The 19,361-nt window shown below is 68.5% G+C and carries 14 protein-coding genes and 1 tRNA gene; 11 read left to right on the top strand and 4 right to left on the bottom strand.

Annotated features, from left to right (window positions below):
* Positions 1 to 77: 77 nt before the first annotated feature.
* Positions 78 to 920: a beta-keto acid cleavage family enzyme gene (locus LGR69_RS07280; RefSeq protein ID WP_122161313.1), complete on the top strand. Its 843-nt coding sequence runs from the start codon at positions 78 to 80 to the stop codon at positions 918 to 920.
* 33 nt (positions 921 to 953) lie between these two features.
* On the opposite strand, the gene LGR69_RS07275 is transcribed toward LGR69_RS07280, so the two are convergent.
* Entirely contained in the window at positions 954 to 2,639 is a 1,686-nt protein-coding gene (locus LGR69_RS07275; protein ID WP_230365617.1) for a methyl-accepting chemotaxis protein, read from the bottom strand.
* A gap of 324 nt (positions 2,640 to 2,963) precedes the next feature.
* Here LGR69_RS07275 and LGR69_RS07270 point away from each other — a divergent pair.
* Positions 2,964 to 3,037 (top strand) — tRNA-Gly (locus LGR69_RS07270).
* A gap of 140 nt (positions 3,038 to 3,177) precedes the next feature.
* Entirely contained in the window at positions 3,178 to 3,465 is a 288-nt protein-coding gene (locus tag LGR69_RS07265) for an MTH1187 family thiamine-binding protein (protein WP_007561858.1), read from the top strand.
* 66 nt (positions 3,466 to 3,531) lie between these two features.
* On the opposite strand, the gene LGR69_RS07260 is transcribed toward LGR69_RS07265, so the two are convergent.
* Positions 3,532 to 3,705: a metallothionein gene (locus LGR69_RS07260; RefSeq protein WP_007561852.1), complete on the bottom strand. Its 174-nt coding sequence runs from the start codon at positions 3,703 to 3,705 to the stop codon at positions 3,532 to 3,534.
* Positions 3,706 to 3,861: 156 nt separating this feature from the next.
* Here LGR69_RS07260 and LGR69_RS07255 point away from each other — a divergent pair, with 156 nt between their 5' ends.
* Positions 3,862 to 6,171 carry an FdhF/YdeP family oxidoreductase gene (locus LGR69_RS07255; protein WP_230365616.1) on the top strand — a complete coding sequence of 770 codons (2,310 nt, stop codon included), beginning with the start codon at positions 3,862 to 3,864 and terminating at the stop codon, positions 6,169 to 6,171.
* A 46-nt stretch (positions 6,172 to 6,217) separates the two neighbouring features.
* Entirely contained in the window at positions 6,218 to 7,564 is a 1,347-nt protein-coding gene (locus LGR69_RS07250) for a pentapeptide repeat-containing protein (RefSeq protein WP_091858896.1), read from the top strand.
* Positions 7,565 to 7,570: 6 nt separating this feature from the next.
* Here LGR69_RS07250 and LGR69_RS07245 read toward each other — a convergent pair whose 3' ends face one another.
* On the bottom strand, positions 7,571 to 8,047 hold the full coding sequence (locus LGR69_RS07245; protein WP_007561845.1) for a MarR family winged helix-turn-helix transcriptional regulator: 477 nt from the start codon (positions 8,045 to 8,047) through the stop codon (positions 7,571 to 7,573).
* A gap of 114 nt (positions 8,048 to 8,161) precedes the next feature.
* A complete protein-coding gene (gene selA / locus LGR69_RS07240) occupies positions 8,162 to 9,619 on the bottom strand; it encodes an L-seryl-tRNA(Sec) selenium transferase (RefSeq protein ID WP_268868442.1) in 1,458 nt (485 codons plus the stop codon).
* Between the two features lie 922 nt (positions 9,620 to 10,541).
* On the opposite strand from selA, the gene LGR69_RS07235 reads away from it, so the two are divergent.
* From LGR69_RS07235 to LGR69_RS07210, 6 genes are all read left to right on the top strand, one after another.
* Positions 10,542 to 11,888 (top strand): FAD-dependent oxidoreductase, encoded by a 1,347-nt coding sequence (locus LGR69_RS07235; RefSeq protein ID WP_230365614.1) that lies wholly within the window; start codon positions 10,542 to 10,544, stop codon positions 11,886 to 11,888.
* Positions 11,889 to 12,306: 418 nt separating this feature from the next.
* A complete protein-coding gene (locus LGR69_RS07230) occupies positions 12,307 to 13,323 on the top strand; it encodes a glycosyltransferase family 2 protein (protein ID WP_091865041.1) in 1,017 nt (338 codons plus the stop codon).
* Between the two features lie 203 nt (positions 13,324 to 13,526).
* Positions 13,527 to 14,603 (top strand): glycosyltransferase family 4 protein, encoded by a 1,077-nt coding sequence (locus LGR69_RS07225; RefSeq protein ID WP_091865043.1) that lies wholly within the window; start codon positions 13,527 to 13,529, stop codon positions 14,601 to 14,603.
* A gap of 190 nt (positions 14,604 to 14,793) precedes the next feature.
* Positions 14,794 to 16,209, top strand: coding sequence for a lipopolysaccharide biosynthesis protein (locus LGR69_RS07220; RefSeq protein ID WP_230365613.1), 1,416 nt, complete (start codon positions 14,794 to 14,796; stop codon positions 16,207 to 16,209).
* 267 nt (positions 16,210 to 16,476) lie between these two features.
* Entirely contained in the window at positions 16,477 to 17,838 is a 1,362-nt protein-coding gene (locus tag LGR69_RS07215) for a polysaccharide biosynthesis/export family protein (RefSeq protein ID WP_230365612.1), read from the top strand.
* An 83-nt stretch (positions 17,839 to 17,921) separates the two neighbouring features.
* A complete protein-coding gene (locus tag LGR69_RS07210) occupies positions 17,922 to 19,358 on the top strand; it encodes a hypothetical protein (RefSeq protein ID WP_230365611.1) in 1,437 nt (478 codons plus the stop codon).
* The last annotated feature ends 3 nt before the right edge of the window (positions 19,359 to 19,361 follow it).

The following is a 19,361-nucleotide window of genomic DNA, read 5'->3' as shown; positions in this document are numbered from 1 at the left end:
CGCCGGAGCGGTTCAGTTTCCCCGCGGGCGGGGCTATCCCGCACGCGAACCAGACGAACGATCAGGGAGAAGACGCGATGGCAGGATCCCCGAGCGACGCGCCCGTGGTGATCGCGGTGGCGATCACCGGCTCGGTGCCGCGCAAAAAGGACAACCCGGCCGTGCCGGTCACCGTGGCCGAGCAGATCGAGGCGACCCGGCAGGCCTTCGAGGCCGGCGCGACGCTGGCCCATATCCACGTGCGCAACGACGACGAGTCGCCCTCCTCCGACCCCGACAAGTTCGCCGCCGTGCAGGAGGGGCTGCGCAAGCACTGCCCCGGGATGATCGTGCAATTCTCCACCGGCGGCCGCGGGCGCGATCCGGCCGCCCGGGGCCTCTCGCTCAAGCACCGGCCGGACATGGCCTCGCTGTCCACCGGCTCGGTGAACTTCCCGACCATCGTGTACGAGAACAGCGCCAGCCTCGTCGCCGACCTCGCCGGCCAGATGAAGCAGTTCGGGATCCGGCCGGAGATCGAGATCTTCGACCTGTCGCACCTGCATGGCGCCAAGCGGCTGGTCGAGGCGGGCCTCATCGATGCGCGCCCGCACGTGCAGTTCGTGATGGGTGTCCAGAACGCGATGCCGGCCGAGGAGCATCTGCTCGACATCCTGCTCGCCGAGACGCGGCGGATCCTGCCCGAAGCGACCTGGACCGCCGCCGGGATCGGCCGCAACCAGGCGGTCGTGATGGAGTGGGCGCTCGCCCGCGGCGCCGACGCGGTCCGCACCGGGCTGGAGGACAACATCCGGGTGACCAAGGACAGGCTGGCGGCGAGCAATGCCGAGCTGGTCACCCTCGCGGCCGAGGCGGTGCGCCGCCACGGCCGCCGGGTGGCGAACCCGGCCGAGGCGCGGGCCGCTCTCGGCCTGGCCTGACCGGGCCGCCGGAGGCCCGCGGGGGCCGCATCCTCACGCGGCCCGGACGGTCTGCAGGAAGTGCCGGACCTCGACCGCGAGGTGCTCGGACTGGCGCGACAGGGCAGAGGCGGCGCTCAGCACCTGGGAGGCCGCCGCCCCGGTCTCGTCGGCCGCTCCGGCCACGCCGGCGATGTTCGTCGTCACCTCGGCGGTGCCGGTCGCGGCCTGCCCGACATTGCGCACGATCTCCTGCGTCGCCGCGCCCTGCTGCTCCACGGCCGACGCGATCGAGGTCGCCACGCCGCTGATCTCCTGGATCCGCGCCGTGATGCCGCCGATCGCCGTCACCGCCTGACCGGTCGTGCCCCGGACCTGCGTGATCTGCCCCGAGATGTCCTGCGTGGCCTTCGCGGTCTGCTCGGCCAGCGCCTTCACCTCGGACGCCACCACCGCGAACCCCTTGCCGGCCGCGCCCGCGCGGGCCGCCTCGATGGTCGCGTTGAGCGCGAGCAGGTTGGTCTGACCGGCGATGTTCGAGATCAGCCCGACCACGTCGCCGATCCGCGAAACCACCGTGCTCAGCTCCTCGACCAGCGCGCCGGTCTGGTCGGTCTCCGACACCGCCAGCCGGGCGAGCTGCGCCGAGCCGTCGACCTGCCGGCCGATCTCCTGGACCGAGGAGCCGAGCTCCTCGGCTGCGGCCGCCACGGTGTTGACGTTGACCGCCGCCGCCTCGGCCGCGACCGCCACCGTCGTCGATCGGCTGGCGGTCTGGGTGGCCGTGACGGTCATCGTCTGCGCGGTGGCCTGGAGCTCGGAGGCCGAGGCCGAGACCTGGCCGATGATGCCGCCGATTGCGGCCTCGAAGCTGTCGGCCATCTCGCGCATGCCGAGCTTGCGCTGCTCCTCCGCGGCCAGCCGGGCCTGCGCGGTCTCCTGTTCGAGGCTGCGGGCGCGGATCATGCTCTCCTTGAAGATCTGGACAGCGCCGGCCATCGCGCCGACCTCGTCGCGCCGGCCGAAGGCGGGGATGGCCGTCTCCGTGTCGCCGGACGCGAGCTGATGCATGGCGGCGGTCATGCGTCCGAGCGGGCGGCTGATCTCCAGGACCAGCATCACGACCGCCCCGATCGCCAGGATCGCGGCGACCGCCAGGAAGACCATCATCTGCTGCCGGGCCTGATCGTAGGCGGCCTGCGCCTGCGCGCCGCTCGACTCGGCGGCTGCGTTCTCCAGGTCCGCCAGGGATTTCAAGGTCGCGACGATGCCCCGGATCGAGTCGGACATGGTCGTGTTGTACTGCTCCTGCGCGCCGGCGGCGTCACCGGCATCGGCCTTGGCGAAAGTCTCCGCCTGCTCGTTCAGATACGCCGCCCATTGCTGCTCGAAGGTCCGAAACAAGGCCCGTTTGGCCTCGGTTTCCATCAAGCTCGTGTAGCGTGCCTTGTAGCCCTGCAGTTCGGCCATCCGCTGGTCGATCGACGTCATCGCGTCCGCACGCTGCTGCGGTGTCTTGGCGAGGAGGAGACGGTTGCCGTTGACCCGGATGCGCAGCGTCATGGTCTGGATGCCGCCGAGCGCTTGCGTCGCCGGGAGACGCATGGCGCGCAGGTCGGTGGCGACGTGATTGATCGTTTCGATCTGGTGATAGGACAGGGCCGCCAGGCCGCCGATCAAGGCGAGCATGATCGAGAAGCAAGCGATCAGCTTGCCTTTGATGGACACGGACTCGAGCATTATTCTTCCAGGTCGTGTTAGTCTCTGCGCTCCATGCGCGCGGACAATGCTTTATCGTTGCAGATAAAATAGATCCTTAAGCTCCGATAATTCTTAGCCGGCGACGACTTTTAGCTTCGGCCGTCATTGATATCGGAACCGCAGGATTACCGGCGCGCCCGGATGGCAGCTTTGCGCATCGCCGAATCAAGTCCAGGGCCGCCGCTATTCCTGCAGCGGGCCGGGCCGGGCCGAAGCCGGCCCTGGACGGCCGCCGTTTCGCGCGGCCCCGCCCCCAACTCCCACCTTCTCACGCGCCGGGCGGCGTGCTAACGATCCGCCCGCGCGGGTGTAGCTCAATGGTAGAGCAGCAGCCTTCCAAGCTGAATACGAGGGTTCGATTCCCTTCACCCGCTCCACGCCCGCCCCATGACGGGATGACGGAGCCCCGGCATCGCCGCACGGCCCGCCCGGTCAGGCGCCCACCCATCCGGTTTCAGCCCTCCGCCCTTTCGTCGGCGGCCATGCGCCGCGTTCGGGCCCCTCGGGAAGCATCACCATGAAGGTATCCGCCGACCTGTGCATCGTGCCGATGGGCGTCGGGCCGTCGGTCTCGCCCTATGTGCGCGAGATCAAGGCGATCATCGAGGCGAGCGGCCTGACCGCCACGATGCATCCCAACGGGACCAACATCGAGGCCGACTTGTCGGAGGTCTGCGCCCTGGCCGAGCGCTGCGAGGCGCGGCTGGCCGAGCTGGGCGTCGAGCGGACCTTCTTCACGCTGATCTTCTCGACCCGGCGGGACAAGGAGCAATCCATGGCCGACAAGCTCGCGGCCGTCTCCTGACGGGTCGCCCCCAGGGCACCGCGCGGCGGGCACACCGTCGCGCGGTTCTTTCAAGTCCGAAACCGCTCAGCCGTGGCAGGCGCAGCCGGCATGCTCGCAGCCGGCGTGATCTTTGTGACCGTCGGCGCAATCGTCACAGCAATAGGCCTTGCCGTCCCGGGATACAGCCTTGGTCAATTGGACCACGCACACGCAGTCCTGACAGGCACACTTTACCATCTCGACGTCGACACTGGCCATAATCTTCTCCTCAGACGATTCGTCCGCCGGCCCAGCCTAGCGCCGCGCCGCCCCGGGCGGAAGCGGATCGGCGCCGCGGTGACGCGCCCGTGATCCGACCCGCCCCTTCGTGCGTTCACCCCCGTCCGGACGTGCGCGTCCCGGGAGGAGGACGGCATGAGCGAGCAGAACACCGGCGACGTGCGGATCGAACCCTATGACAGCCCGGCCGGCGGCTGGGGCTCGGCCCGGTCCCTGGTCGAGATCCTGACCCGCGAGGGCGTTCCGGTCACCGGCTCGGCGATGCTGCTCAAGCAGAACAAGCCGGACGGGTTCATGTGCGTGTCCTGCGCCTGGGCGAAGCCGGCCAAGCCCCTGGCCTTCGAGTATTGCGAGAACGGCGCCAAGGCGACCGCCTGGGAACAGACGCGCCGGCGGGCGACCCCGGACTTCTTCGCCGCCCACACCGTCACCGAGCTGCTCGGCTGGAGCGATTACGCGCTGGAGGAGCAGGGCCGCCTGACGCATCCGATGCGCTACGATCCCGAGACCGACCGGTACCGGCCGGTCTCCTGGGGTGAGGCCTTCGCGGAGATCGGACGGGAATTGCAGGCGCTGCGGGCCGAGGATCCGAAATCGGTGGTGTTCTACGCCTCCGGCCGCGCGTCCCTCGAGACCAGCTACATGTGGGCGCTGCTGGCGCGCCTCTACGGCAACAACAACCTGCCGGACTCCTCGAACATGTGCCACGAGCCGACCTCGGTGGCGCTGCCGCAATCGATCGGCGCGCCGGTCGGCACGGTCCTGCTGGAGGATTTCGAGTCCACCGACTTAATCTTCTTCTTCGGCCAGAATGTCGGCTCGAACGCGCCCCGGATGCTCCACCCGCTCCAGGAGGCGCGGCGCCGGGGGGCGCAGATCATCACCTTCAACCCGCTGCGCGAGCGCGGGCTCGAGCGCTTCACCAACCCGCAATCGCCGGTGGAGATGCTGACGCGCTCGGCCACCAAGATCTCGACCCAGTACCATCAGGTGAAGGCCGGCGGCGACCTCGCGGCGATCACCGGCCTGTGCAAGATCCTGATCGCCATGGACCGGGAGGCGACGGCGTCCGGTCGGCCCGCCATCCTCGACCACGCCTTCATCGCCGAGCACACGCACGGATTCGAGGATTTCGTGGCGTTCTGCGACAGCCAGGATTGGGCGGGGATCGAGCGGCGCTCCGGCCTCACCCGACCGGCCCTCGAAGCCGCGGCCGGCACCTATGCCCGGGCCAAGGCGGTGATCGGCATCTACGGGATGGGGCTGACCCAGCACCGCAAGGGCACCGAGACGGTGCGGATGCTGGTCAACCTCCTGCTGCTGCGCGGCAATATCGGCAAGCCCGGCGCCGGGATCTGCCCGGTGCGCGGCCATTCCAACGTGCAGGGCCAGCGGACGGTGGGCATCTCCGAGAAGCCGGAGCTGGTGCCCCTCGACAAGCTGAAGGAGCTCTACGATTTCGAGCCGCCCCGGGAGAAGGGGCTCAACACGGTCGAGACCTGCGAGGGCATCCTCGACGGCAGCGTCCGGGCCTTCGTCAGCCTCGGCGGCAACTTCCTGCGCGCGGTTCCCGATACCGGGCGCATGGAGCCGGCCTGGCGGCGGCAGCGCCTGACCGTGCAGATCTCGACCAAGCTCAACCGCTCGCACCTGGTCAACGGGACCGTCGCCTACATCCTGCCCTGCCTCGGCCGGATCGAGATCGACCAGCAGGCCAGCGGTCCGCAGGCGGTCTCGATGGAGGATTCCACTGCGCGCTTCCACGGCTCCCGGGGCGTGTCCGATCCGGTCGGCCCCGATGTCCGCTCCGAGCCCTGGATCGTGGCCGAGATCGCCAAGGCGTCGGTGCCCCCGAACCCGCGGATCGACTGGGATGCCTGGGTGGCCGATTACGCCCGGGTGCGCGACGCGATTGAGGCGACCTACCCGAAGGTGTTCCACGACCTGAACGGCCAGATGTTCCGCCCCGGCGGGATCACCAAGCCGCTCGGCGCCCGCGACCGGAAATGGGAGACCGACACCGGCAAGGCGAATTTCGCGGTGCCGGAAGGGCTCGAGGCGGATCCCGACCTACCGGCGCGCGGCCCGGACGTGCTCGACCTGATCACGCTGCGCTCGAACGACCAGTTCAACACCACGGTCTACGGCTACGATGACCGCTTCCGGGGCGTGAAGGGCACCCGGGACATCCTGTTCATGAACCGGGCCGACATCGCCCGGCTCGGGCTCAAGGATGGCGGCTCCGTCGATGTCGAGGCGGTGGCCGGCGATCAGATCGCGCGGCGCGTCGGCGGCCTGCGGGTGATCGCCTACGACATCCCGCCGGGAAATTGCGGCGGCTACTACCCGGAGCTGAACGTCCTGCTGCCGCTCTGGCACCATGACGAGCAGTCCAAGACCCCCGCCGCCAAGGCGATCACCGTGCGGGTGACGGCCGCGACCTGAGCCGGGGGATCTGGCGCGGCGCCGTTCTCTCCGGCAAAGAGCCCGGATGGATCAGGTCACGCCCCGAGACGTGGAGCCGCGCCTGCGCGGGCTCCTGGACCTGATCGCGGCCGGCACGCCCGTCCGCGAGCCGGGTCTCGACCTCGCGCATGTGGATGCGAGCGGCACCGCGCTCGCCGCCGGCGGGACCGCGCCGGCCGATGCGGAATCGGGCGGCCTGCCGCTCGCCGAGGCCGACCTGTCGCGCGCCCGCATGGAGGAGGCCGACCTGTCCGGGGCCAACCTGCGCCGGGCGAGCCTCACCGGGGCGGTCGGGCGCTCGACCCGCTTCGTCGGGGCGATCCTCGAGGAGGCCGACCTGTCCGAGGCGGACATGTCGGGGGCGGATTTCACCGGCATCGTGGCGGGGCAGGTCAAGTTCGCCTCCGCCATGCTGGAGGATGCCCGCTTCGGCCAGGCGGCGATGCGCTTTGCGGATCTGTCGGGGGCGCTCTTGGACGGGGCGAGCTTCGCGGAGGCCGACCTCTGGGGGGCGGATTTCTCCGGCGCCGACGCAGACGACACCGTGTTCCGGGATGCGCGGCTCGACGAGGCCAAGCTCGCCGACGCCAACCTGACCCATGCCGATTTCGAGGGCGCCAGCCTGACCAAGGCCTCGCTGGCCGGCTCGCGCCTGCGCGGCGCCAAGTTCACCGGGGCGAAGCTCGACGGCGCCGACCTGTCCGGTGCCGACCTGTCGGATACCGATCTCGTGCGGCTCAACCTCGCCACCTGTCGGCTGCGGCATGCCCGCTTCGCCGGCGCCTGGCTCAACGGCACCCGGATGAGCGTCGAGCAGCTCGGCGGCGCCGTGGGCGAGGAGGTGACCGGCGCCTATGAGCTGGCGCAGGCGAGCTACCTCGCCCTGGAGCAGAACTGGAAGAGCATCGGCAGCCACGATGCGGCGAGCTGGGCCTACAAGCGCGGCCGCCGGATGGGCCGCTTCCATGCCGGGCACCAGGCGCGCGCCGCCTGGGCCGAGCGGGACTGGGCCGGGATCCTGCGCCACGGCTACCGCTGGACCGCCGACCGCTTCGTCGAATGGCTGTGCGATTACGGCGAGAGCCTGTCGCGCATCGCCCGGGCCTTCGCGCTTCTGATCCTCGTCTTCGCCGGCCTCTACGGGCTCACCGGCGGCCTGTTCGTGGTGGAGGGGCCCGAGGCGGGACCGACCTACAACCCGATCGACTTGATGAGCTACAGCGCCCTCAACATGATGACCGCCAACCCGCCGGAGATCGGCCTCAAGCCGACCGGGCGGGTCACCAACCTGCTGGTCGGCCTGGAAGGCGCGGTCGGGATCATCCTGATGGGGCTCTACGGCTTCGTCCTGGGCAACCGCCTGCGGCGGTGAGGTCCGTCAGTCGTTGCCGTTCGCGCTCAGCCGCTCGATCAGGGTCCCCAGATCCTTGCGCAGGGCCCGGATCTCCGGCTCGCTGAGCTCTAGCTGGCACATCACGCTCTCGCGCACCGTGACCGCCTCCGCCCGCAGGGCCGCGCCCTGCGGGGTGAGCGCGATCTCGACCTCGCGCTCGTCGGATTGGCGCCGGGTCCGGACCAGGAAGCCCGCGCTTTCCAGGCGCTTGAGCACCGGCGTGAGCGTGCCGGAATCGAGCCGCAGCCGCCGGCCAATCTCCGAGACGGTCACGCCGTCCTGCTCCCACAGCACCAGCAGGACGAGATATTGCGGATAGGTCAGGCCGAGCCGCTCCAGCAGCGGCCGGTAAGACTTCGTCATCCGGTGCGCGGCCGCGTAGAGCGCGTAGCAAAGCTGGTTATCGAGGAGCAGCGGATCCATCGCCTGCTCCGTCTCGATCGTGTCCACTGAATACGACATGTGTCTCGCCCATCGCGGTCCGAGTGCCGCCTGTCTCGCACCGCGACCGCGGGTTGGTCATCCTAGCATAACATGCTCGCCACACGCGCAAGCTCCTGCTTGACCAGCCCTTTCTCAACAACCCCGTCGGTCCGGCGTTGCGACACCTGGGGATGACAAGTTCGATAGGCTGTCCAGAAACCCGGCTTCGTCCTCCAGCGTACGCAAGTCGAGCACGATGGCATCGCCGCTGATGCGGCCGATCACCGGTACCGGCAATCCGCGCAGGCGCTCGGCCAGCCGCTTGCAACGCCCCCCGGAGCCGCGGCGCCCGCCCTCGCCCTCTGGCACCAGGACCAGGGCGGCACTCGGCAGGGTCTCGACCGGCAAAGCGCCGGAGCCGATCTGGCTGATGCAATCCCCGACCGACACCGTGGCCCAGCCGGACACAAGGTCCGCGACCGCGGGGGCGATGGCCCGGGCCTGCGCGTCGATCGCCGCGCGCGGGCGGGTCAGCAGGCGCAGGGTCGGCAATTCCTCGGTCAGCCGCTCGGGGTGGAGATAGAGGCGCAGCACCGCCTCCAGGGCCGCGTAGGTCATCTTGTCCACCCGCAGGGCCCGCTTGAGCGGGTTCTTGCGCACCCGGGCGATCAGGTCCCTGCGTCCGGCCACGATCCCGCACTGGACGGCGCCGAGCAGCTTGTCGCCGCTGAAGGTCACCACATCCGCCCGCGCCAGGGCCGCCCGCACGGTGGGCTCGGGCGGCAGGCCGTAGGCGGAAAGATCGACCAGGCTGCCGCTGCCCAGATCCTCAGCCAGGGGCACGCCGTGCTCCCGGCAGAGCGCGTGGAGCGCGATCGGATCCGCCTCGGCGGTGAAGCCGGTAATCGCGTAATTGCTCGGATGCACCTTCATGACGAGGCCGGTGCGCGGCCCGAGCGCCTCGGCGAAGTCGCGCAGATGCGTGCGGTTGGTGGTGCCGACCTCGCGCAGCCGGCAGCCGGCGCGGGCCATCACGTCGGGGACCCGGAACGAGCCGCCGATCTCCACCAGCTCGCCGCGCGAGACCACCACCTCCCTGCGCATGGCGAGGGCGTTCAGCACCAGCAGGACCGCGGCGGCGTTGTTGTTGACGACCACCGCCGCCTCGGCCCCGGTCAGGCGGCAGATCAGGCCCTCGACATGGTCGTCGCGCTCGCCCCGTGCGCCGGTGGCGAGATCGAATTCGAGGTTGCTGGCCTGGACCATCACGGCGGCCACCGCCTCGGCGGCCGAGCGCGGCAGGAGGGCACGGCCGAGATTGGTGTGCAGCACCGTGCCGGTGAGGTTGAACACCGGTCGCAGGGACGGGCGCCGCTCGGAAGCGAGGTTCCGGGCCGCCGCCTCACGGATCGCCGCCGCATCCGGCACCGTACCGCCCTCCGCCCGGATCTCGGCGAGGACGGCCCGCACCGCCGCGGTGAAAGCCGTGCGCCCGTAAGCGGCGAAGACCTCCTCCGAGGCCCCGCCGACGAGACGTTCCACCGACGGGATCCGGCGCTGGCCCTGCGCGGCGTCTTCGGGGGTCGGGCGGGCTGTCGCTGAGGATGTCATGGTCCGCTGAGAGATAACGATGCCCGCGCCGAGGACTACCCCGTCCGGCGCGCGCGATCCCCGCAGGATCGGTCTGGGGGTTGCTTGAGCGGGTGGGGGCCAGCGACCGCTTCTGCGTGAGGCAGATCCACGTCGTGCCCGCCTGGCGCCTGTCCGGCGGAACCGGGATCGCCGTGCCGAGCACCGAGTGGATGTCAGCGGCATCCTCGGCCAGGGTCCCGCTTGGGCTGATCGAGGTCCGGGTCGGCTCGTCGATCGGCGACGCCATCAACGGCGCCGAAGAAAATCCGGAGCGGTTGAGCCGGGCGCGCGACAGGGCGTGCGAGCTGCGGCCGGATGACACTAACGGGACACGGCTTTCCCGCCTTCGGCTGCTTCCCGGCATCCGAGTTTCCTCGACCGCTCTTTCGCATCTTGGACTCGGGCACCCGCGACGTCAGGCCGCGCAGCAGCGTCGGGATGTTCAGGCGCCTTACAGGGGGCTCCGTCGAGGGTAGCGCGCATCGCCGCCGCAGCTTCTGCATTCCAGCACTCGGGTCCCGGCGAGGCCGAGCCACCTCGGCTGCGATCCGTATCGGTATTTCTCGACGAGGACCCGATGCCCGTCGCACGGCATTCAGGGCCCGAGCGATGCGACGCGCTTCGGCTGACAATGCCGCGAGGTGATCCGGCACGGCCCCACCCTTGCAACGCATGTATCCGCCGGCGGAAATAAAATCGTTCCCGCCTAGACCCACAGATTTACCGTCCAGCCCCGGATGCGATACGAGTGCTCAGCGAATCACAATTTGTAATGGAAAATATCGGCGATGGGGCAAATAGACATCCCGACGAGCGCCGCATCCCCTTCGGAAACATGCTGATTCGCGCGTCAGTCGCGCGATGAAGACCAGAGATCGTGATCGCCGGGTTGAGATGAGACATGGTTGAGCAGGCAGCCCCGACGATCGAGAACCAGGAATCGCGCGAACATTACGAGGCCGTCGTGCTCGGGGCCGGCATCAGCGGCCTGGTCTCGGCTGCGGTCCTGATCGAGCAAGGGTACCGCCGGATACTCGTCATCGACGAGTTCGAGAAATACGGCGGCAATCACATCGATTGCGCCATCGGTCCGTACAGCTTCGATATCGGCAGCTTCATATTCCAGGACGACTCGCCGTTGCTGGTGCATTTCCCTGAAATGCTGCCGTTGTATGTGCCCATCGACCCGACCTGGGGGAAGCTGACGCCGCAGGGCGCTGTTGCCGGCTATCCGCTGTCGATCAAGGACGACATCCTGCGCTCCGGCCTGTGGGGCTGTGCCCGGATCGGGTTGTCCGTCCTGTATTCGCGGATCTCCCGGCCGGCGATCCGGAACGCGCGCGATTTCGCCCGGTACTGGATCGGCGACTACCTGCTGAGACGGTCCGGGCTCGAGAGCTACATGATGCGCTTCTTCGGCATCGCCGCCGAGAAGGTCGATCTCGATTTCGCCGAGAAGCGCATGCTCTGGATCAAGGAGCATTCCTCCCCGAGAGCGATGCTGCGGCACCTGCGGCCCCGCAAGGCGGAGGCGCCGACCAATCGACAGCTCGCCCGGCCGAAATCGGGCTACGATGATCTGTACGCGGTCGCCGCCGCGAAACTGCGCGGACAGGGCACCGAGTTCCGGCTGGGCTGCACCGTCTCGCAGATCCGAAAGGCCGGGTCGGTGTTCCATCTCGACACGACCGGGGGGGCCGTGACCGCGGACCGGGTCGTGTCGACGATCCCGATCAACCGCGCCCTCGAGATCTCCGGACTGGGCGCCGACGAGAACCTCACGTCGGTGACCCTGATCAGCCTGTTCTTCAGCTTCTCGGGCAAGAAGGGCTTCGACTGCGCGGTCCTGTACAATTTCTCGCATGGCGGGTTCTGGAAGCGCCTGACCATGTACTCAGATTTCTACGGCACGGCCGAGGGGCGTGAGTATTTCGGCGTGGAGGTCATCGCGTCCCAGGCGGGGAACAGCCTGGAAATCGCGGAGCGGGATTTCCGGTCGCACGTGGCGGCCAATCATCTGTTCGACGGCGACCTGAGACTGGAGGGCAGCCGCTTCGTGCCGAACGCCTACCCCATCTACATCAACCGCGCGCAGGAGCGGGTCGGGGTGGCTTTGGCGCGGCTGCGCGCGTTCGGGATTGAATCCTTCGGCCGGCAAGGCGGATTCGATTATCAGCCGACCGCCCGCGTCTCCACGCAGAACGCCGAGACGCAGGTGCGGCGCGGGCCGGCGCAGAAAGTGTCCTGACACCAGCAACCCGCCGCGGGCGCAGGCTGACGCCCTCGCCGGCCATGGCAGCACGGACAGGGGCCGCGCCGGACCTATCGACATGGTTGCAGCCTCATCAACGCTTGCAACCATGAGATCAAGGTTGGGGACACGAAGAATTGAGGGCCTGAGATACCGGACCGACCCATGTGGATCGAGCAATCCATCCCTTGTATCGGCTACGTAGACGAGTGGATTTTGACATCCGGGCAGGATAGAGACCGGGGTGAAATCCGTACCCGGTTCCGTCGTGTGGGGCGGGGCTTTGAAGGCCCGGTGCGGCGCCGTCTGGCGCTGAAACGGCGTCCGCTCCGAACGCGAGCGGTGAAGCGATCGGCTCGCGGCGGGCGCGAACGGGCCTGACCTGCGTGAGCGCGAAGCGGAGTAGGCGTCAGTCGTGGAGAAAGAGCCGAGGATCGCCGTCGTCATCACGTGTTTCAATTATGAGACCTACGTGGGCAAGGCGATCCGGAGCGTCCTCGACCAGAAGACGGCCGATTGCGAGCTCGTGGTGATCGACGACGGGTCCACGGACCGGTCGTGGGCCGTGATCCAGGAGACGGGCGCGCGCGCATACCGGATCGCCAATGGCGGGCAGCGGTCGGCGTGTCTGTACGGTCTCGGACAGACACGCGCGCCGTTCGTCCTGTTCCTGGATGCGGACGACGAATTGGCGCCCGGCGCGCTCGCGCGCATCCTCCAGGTCCTCGATCCCGGTGTCGCGAAGGTCCAGTTCTGCCTGACCTGCATCGACGCGACCGGACGGGTCATCACCGAGCGCTACCCGGCCCTGGAAGCCTTCCGCAGCCAGGACAAGGTGGTCGACGAGATCCTGCGCTCGGGCGTCTATCAGACGCCGCCGACCTCCGGGAACGTGTTCCGGCGGGATGTCTGCGAGGTCCTGCACCACTGCGCGTACGACAATGCGGTCGACGGCGTGATCCTGCTCGTCGCGCCGTTCATGGGCGATGTCGTCAGCCTGTCCGAGACCCTCGGCCTGTACCGGGTCCATGGGCAGAACGATTCGGGGCTGGGGCGTGCCCCGCGGGCCGAGACGTTCGAGCGCGACCTCCGGCGCTTCGAGCTGCGGTTGGCGCATCTGCGCCGGCTGGTCGGTCAATTGCGGCCGGAGGCGGTTCTGATCGAGGCCGAGCGGACCTACTATTTTCGGTTCATGGATTTTTCCGCCGCGCTGGTCCGCGGAACCCGATACGGGTCTCGTGGCTTCCTGGACCTGCTTCGGGCCATCCTGACGGAGCCGCGCCCGCTGAAGTGGAAGGTCGCGACCGCGCTGTTCTTCGTGGCGATGTTCCTGGCCCCGCTCCGCCAGGCACAGGCGCTTCTCGCGTTCCGATTCTCGGTCGGGCAGCGCTCGGCGCGACGCTTTCTGCGGGCCGCCAACGCCTCGCAATAGAGGCTCGACCGGCCGAAATTCAACCTGTGCGTACTATATCCAGGCACAGCGCAGACAATGCGTAGTCCAATAACGCTGGACGGTTTGTATTAATCTTCGGCGTTGATTAGGGTCGCGCCTCGCGGCACCGCCGAGCGTCACGCGGCCTTGAGGGCCGGACGCGATGTCGGGAATGTCTCAGGTGAAGCGAGCGTCGGTGTAACGTGCGGATTCTGCATCTTCTCAATCATAGGCGCCGCCTGAACGGGCATGTGCATGCGGCCGTCGATCTGGCCTGCGCACAGGTCAAGCTCGGCCACACCGTCGCGATGGCGAGCCAGGGCGGCGATTTCGACGAGCTGCTGCGGACGAACGGCATCGAGACCTTCGTCGTCGATCACGAGCGCCGCCCGGGCCCGGTCCTGAAGTCCATGGTGGGGCTCACCGGGCTTCTGCGGCGCTGGAGACCGGATGTCGTCCACGCGCACATGATGACGAGCGCCGTCCTGGCCTGGCCCGCATGCAAGCTGACCCGGGTCGCGCTGGTGACGACGGTCCACAACGAGTTCGAGAAGGGCGCCATCCTGATGGGGCTGGGCGACCGGGTCATCGCGGTGAGCGCCGCCGTGGCCAAGTCCATGCAGAAGCGCGGCATTTCGGCGTCGCGGATCGACGTCGTGCTGAACGGGACGATCGGTTCCGCCCGGATGACCGGCCGTTCCGAGGTTCCGAAATCCCTCGATCACCCCGCGATCGTGTTCGTCGGCGGCCTCCATCCCCGCAAGGGCTTGCCCGACCTGCTGCAGGCCTTCGACGCCGTCCACGCGCAGCACCCGGCGGCGCGGCTCTACGTGGTCGGCGGCGGCCCGACGCAGGATAGCTACACCGCGATGGCCCGGGCGATGGCGTCCGCGGACGCGATCGCCTTCGCCGGCCCGCAGGACGATCCCTATCCGTGGATGCTCGGCGCCGACATCTTCGTGCTGCCCTCTCACGCCGACCCGGCGCCGCTCGTGCTCTCGGAGGCGCGGGAGGCCGGGTGCGCGGTGATCGCCACCCAGGTCGACGGCATTCCCGAACTCCTGGGCCAGGGCGAATCGGGGATCCTCGTGCCGCCGAAATCTCCGGACCGGATCGCCGACGCGCTCCGGATGCTGGTGACGGACCCGGACCAGCTCAAGGCGTGGCGCGCCAAGAGCCAGATCGGGATCGAGAACCTGCGGATCGACCGCGTGGCGCGCGCCGCCCTCGAGGTTTACGGCCGCGCCATCGGATCCAGGGCCAAGCCCTCCGCATCGTGACGCAGGCGGGACCCAGGGGTCGCGCGAAGCCGCTATCCTGGCGGGTGTCAGGCTGTGTATTGGGGCAATAGGCTCACTAAGGCCTGTCATCGCCATATCGCCCATATCCGGGTTCATTTTCAGGGACAGAGACATCACGTTTCGCGCCGGCCGCGATCCCGTCGCATGTCGTCTCCCGCAGGATCGGTTCATGCTCACCCTCAAGACGTTGCGTGGCGCCGGCTGGAGTGTCGCGGCCCGAACGTCGTCGCGCGTGATCGACCTCGCAACGCTGCTCCTCCTCGCCCGGATGCTGACCCCGGCCGATTTCGGCCTGACGGCGATCGCGGTCTCGCTGGTCGCGATCGTTGAAATGGTTCTCGAAGTGCCCTTGGTGCAGGCGCTGATGCGCCTGCAGAAGATCGAGAAATCGCACCTGGACACCGCGTTCACGCTCGGCCTGCTGCGCGGCGGGGTGATCGCGGTCCTGATGATGCTCGCCGCTTGGCCGGTCGCGCATATCTACGACGATCCGCGGCTCGTCCCGCTGATCCTCGTCCTGGCGCTGGGGCCGATCGCGCGCAGCCTCTACAGCCCGACGATGGTGCACTTCTTCCGCGATCTGGACTTCCGCGTATCGTTCGTCGCGGATTTCTCGGGGAAGGTCATCGCGGCCCTGCTCTCCCTGGCGGTGCTCTACGCGGGCGGCGGCTATTGGGCGCTCGTGATCAATCCCGTTGTGTCGTCGCTCATGCCGACGATCCTGTCCTACGTGCTGGCCCCCTACAGTCCCAGGCTCTCGCTGGAGCGGCTGCGCGACTTCTCCGCCTTCACCGGCTGGTTCACGTCCTCGCAGGTCCTGGCCGCGTTCAGCTGGCAGTATGATCGCGTGTTCCTGGGCTACAATGTCGAGAAGGCCGTCCTCGGCCGGTACAGCCTGGCGAGCGATTTCTCGGTCATGCCGACCCAGAGCCTGATCGGTCCCGCCATGCGGCCGGTCATGGCGGCCTTCGCCACGATGGCCGACGACCGGAAGCGCCTGCACCTCTCCTTCCTCAAGGCGGCGCGCCTGACGATGTTCATCGCGCTGCCGGCGGGCATCGGGATCGCGCTGACGTCGGACCAGATCGTCGAGGTCTTTCTCGGCAGCCAATGGAGCTCCGCGTCGGTCTATCTGCGGTGGCTGTCGCTCGCCGTCATGCTGACGGCCTATTATCAGCCGGTCTCGTCGCTCTGCGTCGCAATCGATCAGCCCAACCTGTTGTTGAAGATCAACATTCTGGAAACCGTCACGAAGCTCCCGCTGCTGACGGTCGCCTTCTACACGGGAGGCCTGCTGCTGATGCTGTACGCGCGGGTCGTCGCCGCGGCCCTGCATTTCCTGATCAGCGCCGTTTACGCGCGCCGCGTGATCGGAACCAGCCTCACGGCGCAGATGCGCAATCTGTGGCAGGTCGCGGTGTCCTGCATCGCGATGGCCTTGGCCGTCCTCCTCCTGGAGAACCTGTTGCAGCGCTTCGCCATCCCCTCGATCATGCAGCTGGTCGCCATGAGCGCGTGCGGCGCCGTCGTCTACGCCGCATCCATGCACCTGTGCGGCTTTCGCCTGCGCGCCCTGCGACAATAATCCCGGGCGGTCGATCGCGGATAACACCGGCCATCGACCGGGATATGCTGCGCCGCGTTCGATTCAATCTTAATTTGTCTGTTCATCGCGCCGCGCGATTTTTAGCAAAATTCGAGGGCGCGATATTTGCGTAAACTGCGGAGCGGGTTGAGTGTTGCCTGATATCGTATAAAGTAACAGCCAGCGACGCAGTGCGGCCCTTGTCCCGAATAGCGGGACGAAGCCGAGGTATTTTGTCGGAACCCGGTTTCGGCTCAGGAGATTTGAATGTATTGGCGGCAGATTGCTGCGTCTTGCGTGTTCGTGGTTGCCAGCGTTCTCGCAGCACCGGCCGCCGAGGCCCCGGGCCGATACTTGCTCGGCCCGCAGGATCGTCTGACCATCCGCGTCTACGATCTGCGACGCAACACCGGCGAAGCGTATTCGTGGACCGCCCTGAACGGCGAATTCTCCGTGGCCGCGGACGGCACGGTGTCGCTTCCTCTGATCGGCCAGATCAAGGCGTCCGGCGGGACGCCGACCGATCTTGCCGAGGCGATCGGAACCTCGCTGAAACAGGCGGCCGATCTTGCGGAGACGCCGGCGGCGTCGGTGGAAGTCGCCAAATACCGCCCGTATTACATTACCGGTGCGGTGCAGCAGCCGGGCAAGTTCGAGTATCAGCCCGGCCTGACCGTGCTCCAGGCGGTCAGTACCGCGGAGGGGCTGCTGCGCGCCACCGACCCGCGCATGGTGCGGCGCGAGATGGTGACGACGCGCGGTGAGCTGCGGACGCTCGCCGCGGAGCGGATCGCGCTGGCCGCCAAGCAGGCGCGCCTCGACGCGGAGATCGCCGGGACGGATACGATCACCTTCGGTGAGGATCTCAAGGCCAACGCGGACAAGGCCCGGGCCGATCAGGCGATGCGCGGCGAGCAGCTCCTGTTCGACACGCGCCGCAACGCGATCAAGGCGGAGGTCGCCGCGATCGAGCAATCCATGTCGAGTTTCCGCGCCGAGATCGGCGCCCTGGAGAACAAGTCCAAGTCGCTCGATCGCCAGATCGAGCTGAGCCGGGGCGAATTGAACCTCGTCAACGATCTCGTGGCCAAGGGGCTGACGATCACGCCGCGGAAGCTGGCTGCCGAGCAGAGCCAGGCCGCCTTCGAGAGCAACCGGCTGGACGTTCAGGTCGCGATGCTGCGCGCCCAGCAGAGCCTGACGCGGGCCGAGCGCGACATCATCGAGCTCCGGTCCCGGTTCCGCCGCGACGCCCTGGCGGAGGCGTCCGATACCCGCCTCAAGCTGGCGCAGAACGACGAGAAGACGCTGACCGCCGGGCGGCTCTCGGCGGATGCCGAGGCGCAGACGCTCGGCACGGCCGAGGATGGCAGCGAGACGCTGACGCCGCGCTACGAGGTGACCCGCCGGGTCGGCGACCGCTCGACCACCTGGCTCGCGCAGGAAGACGGCCAGGTCGAGCCCGGCGACGTCGTCCGGGTCACCCTGGTCCGCAACCCGGGCAGCAGGTCCGGGGAGGCGCCGCAGGTCGCCGTTCCGCGCCGGCCGTCCGAGGGGGGCAATGCGAACCGCACCGGGCCGGCTTCCGCGGATGCCGTGCGCCGGGCCGCCGAGAGCGCGGACCGCTAGCGTCCGGCCCCGGACGGAGCGGGGTCGAGCGCGGCGCACCGCGGCGACCAGCTGAACGTTTCTCCCCTTGAGGCAGGCGGATCATGAGCTTCGAGCCGATCGGCGCTATCACGATCGTTGTCGGGCTGTTCTGCCTGCTGTTCGGCACCCGGTCGACGGTCGTCGCCTTCGTCATGTTCTGCACGCTCGGCTCCGCCGCCGCGCTGCTGCTCGGCGGCGCGAACGTGCAGCCGGCCCACCTGTTTCTCGTCTTCCTGGCCGTCTCGACCCTGTTCTGGCGCAAGACCGCCGTCGAGATGCTGGAGGCCCTGAAGATCACCGAGCCGGGTTTCTGGCTGCTCTGCCTCGTCCTGTACGGCGTGCTGAGCAGCTATGTCATGCCGCGGCTGTTCGCCGATGAGACCTACATCATCCCGCTCGGCGCCTCGGCGCATCTGAGCACCAGCGACGGCGCCGTGCCGCTGGGGCCGGTGTCGAGCAACCTGACCCAGCCGATCTACCTGATCGGCGACCTCTTCTGCTTCCTCATGATCGCCACCGTGGGATCGACGCAGCGGGGCCTCGAGACGCTCGCCACCGCGCTCATCGCCTACGCGGCCACCAATATCGGCTTCGGCATCCTCGACCTGGTCACTAGCGCCACCGGCACGCAGGAGGCGCTGCAATTCATCCGGAACGCCCAGTACACGTTCCACGATGAGGAGGTGGTCGGCACGATGCGGCGGATCATCGGCTCCTGGCCTGAGGCGTCGGCCTTCGCCGGCATGACGCTGGGGGCGCTCGGATTCACCGGCATGCTGTGGCTGTGCGGGCGCAAGCCCCTCGTCACCGGCCCCCTGGCGCTGCTCTCGCTCATCTTCGTGGTGATCTCGACCTCATCGACCGGGCTGGTCGGTGCGGTCGTCGTGCTGGGGCTCCTCTACGCGACGGCGCTGCGGCGGTGCAGCCTGCGCCCGCAGGATCGCTTCAGCGCCGCGACGGTCGTCCTCGGCCCGCTGCTGCTCTGCCTGATCGTGCTGCTCGTGCTCGCCACCGACGGCGTGGCCGCGCGGATCTACGAGTACGTCGACACGCTGATCCTGAGCAAGGCGCAGACGGAATCGGGCATTCAGCGCGCATCCTGGAATGCGCTGGCCTGGCGAAACTTCTTCGATTCCTGGGGTCTCGGCGTCGGCCTCGGCACGAACCGGACCTCCAGCTTCCCGCTCGCGGTGCTGTCGAATGTCGGCGTGCCCGGTGCCGTCTTCTACCTGCTGTTCATCCTGACCGTGTTCGGGGTCCGCCGGGGCGAGCCGCGGAGCTATCCGAGCGACGTGCGCGCCGCGGCCCGGGTCGCCTGCCTATCCCTGCTGACGGGCGCCGTCATTGCCGGTCCCACGGTCGACCAAAGCCTGCTGTTCTACGTCTTCGCCGGCGTCGCCTCCGCCTGGCCGGAACGCGAACGCCGCCCGGCCGCGTCGGCCGCGAAGCTCATCCCCGACACGCTCGCTCTGGGCCAGGTGCGGCCCGCGCTGCGGTAGCGG

This window comes from Methylobacterium brachiatum (assembly GCF_020523825.1).
Lineage (GTDB): Bacteria > Pseudomonadota > Alphaproteobacteria > Rhizobiales > Beijerinckiaceae > Methylobacterium > Methylobacterium brachiatum.
Note: the sequence above shows the minus strand (reverse complement) of the source record. Positions and strands in the feature narration are given on the sequence as shown.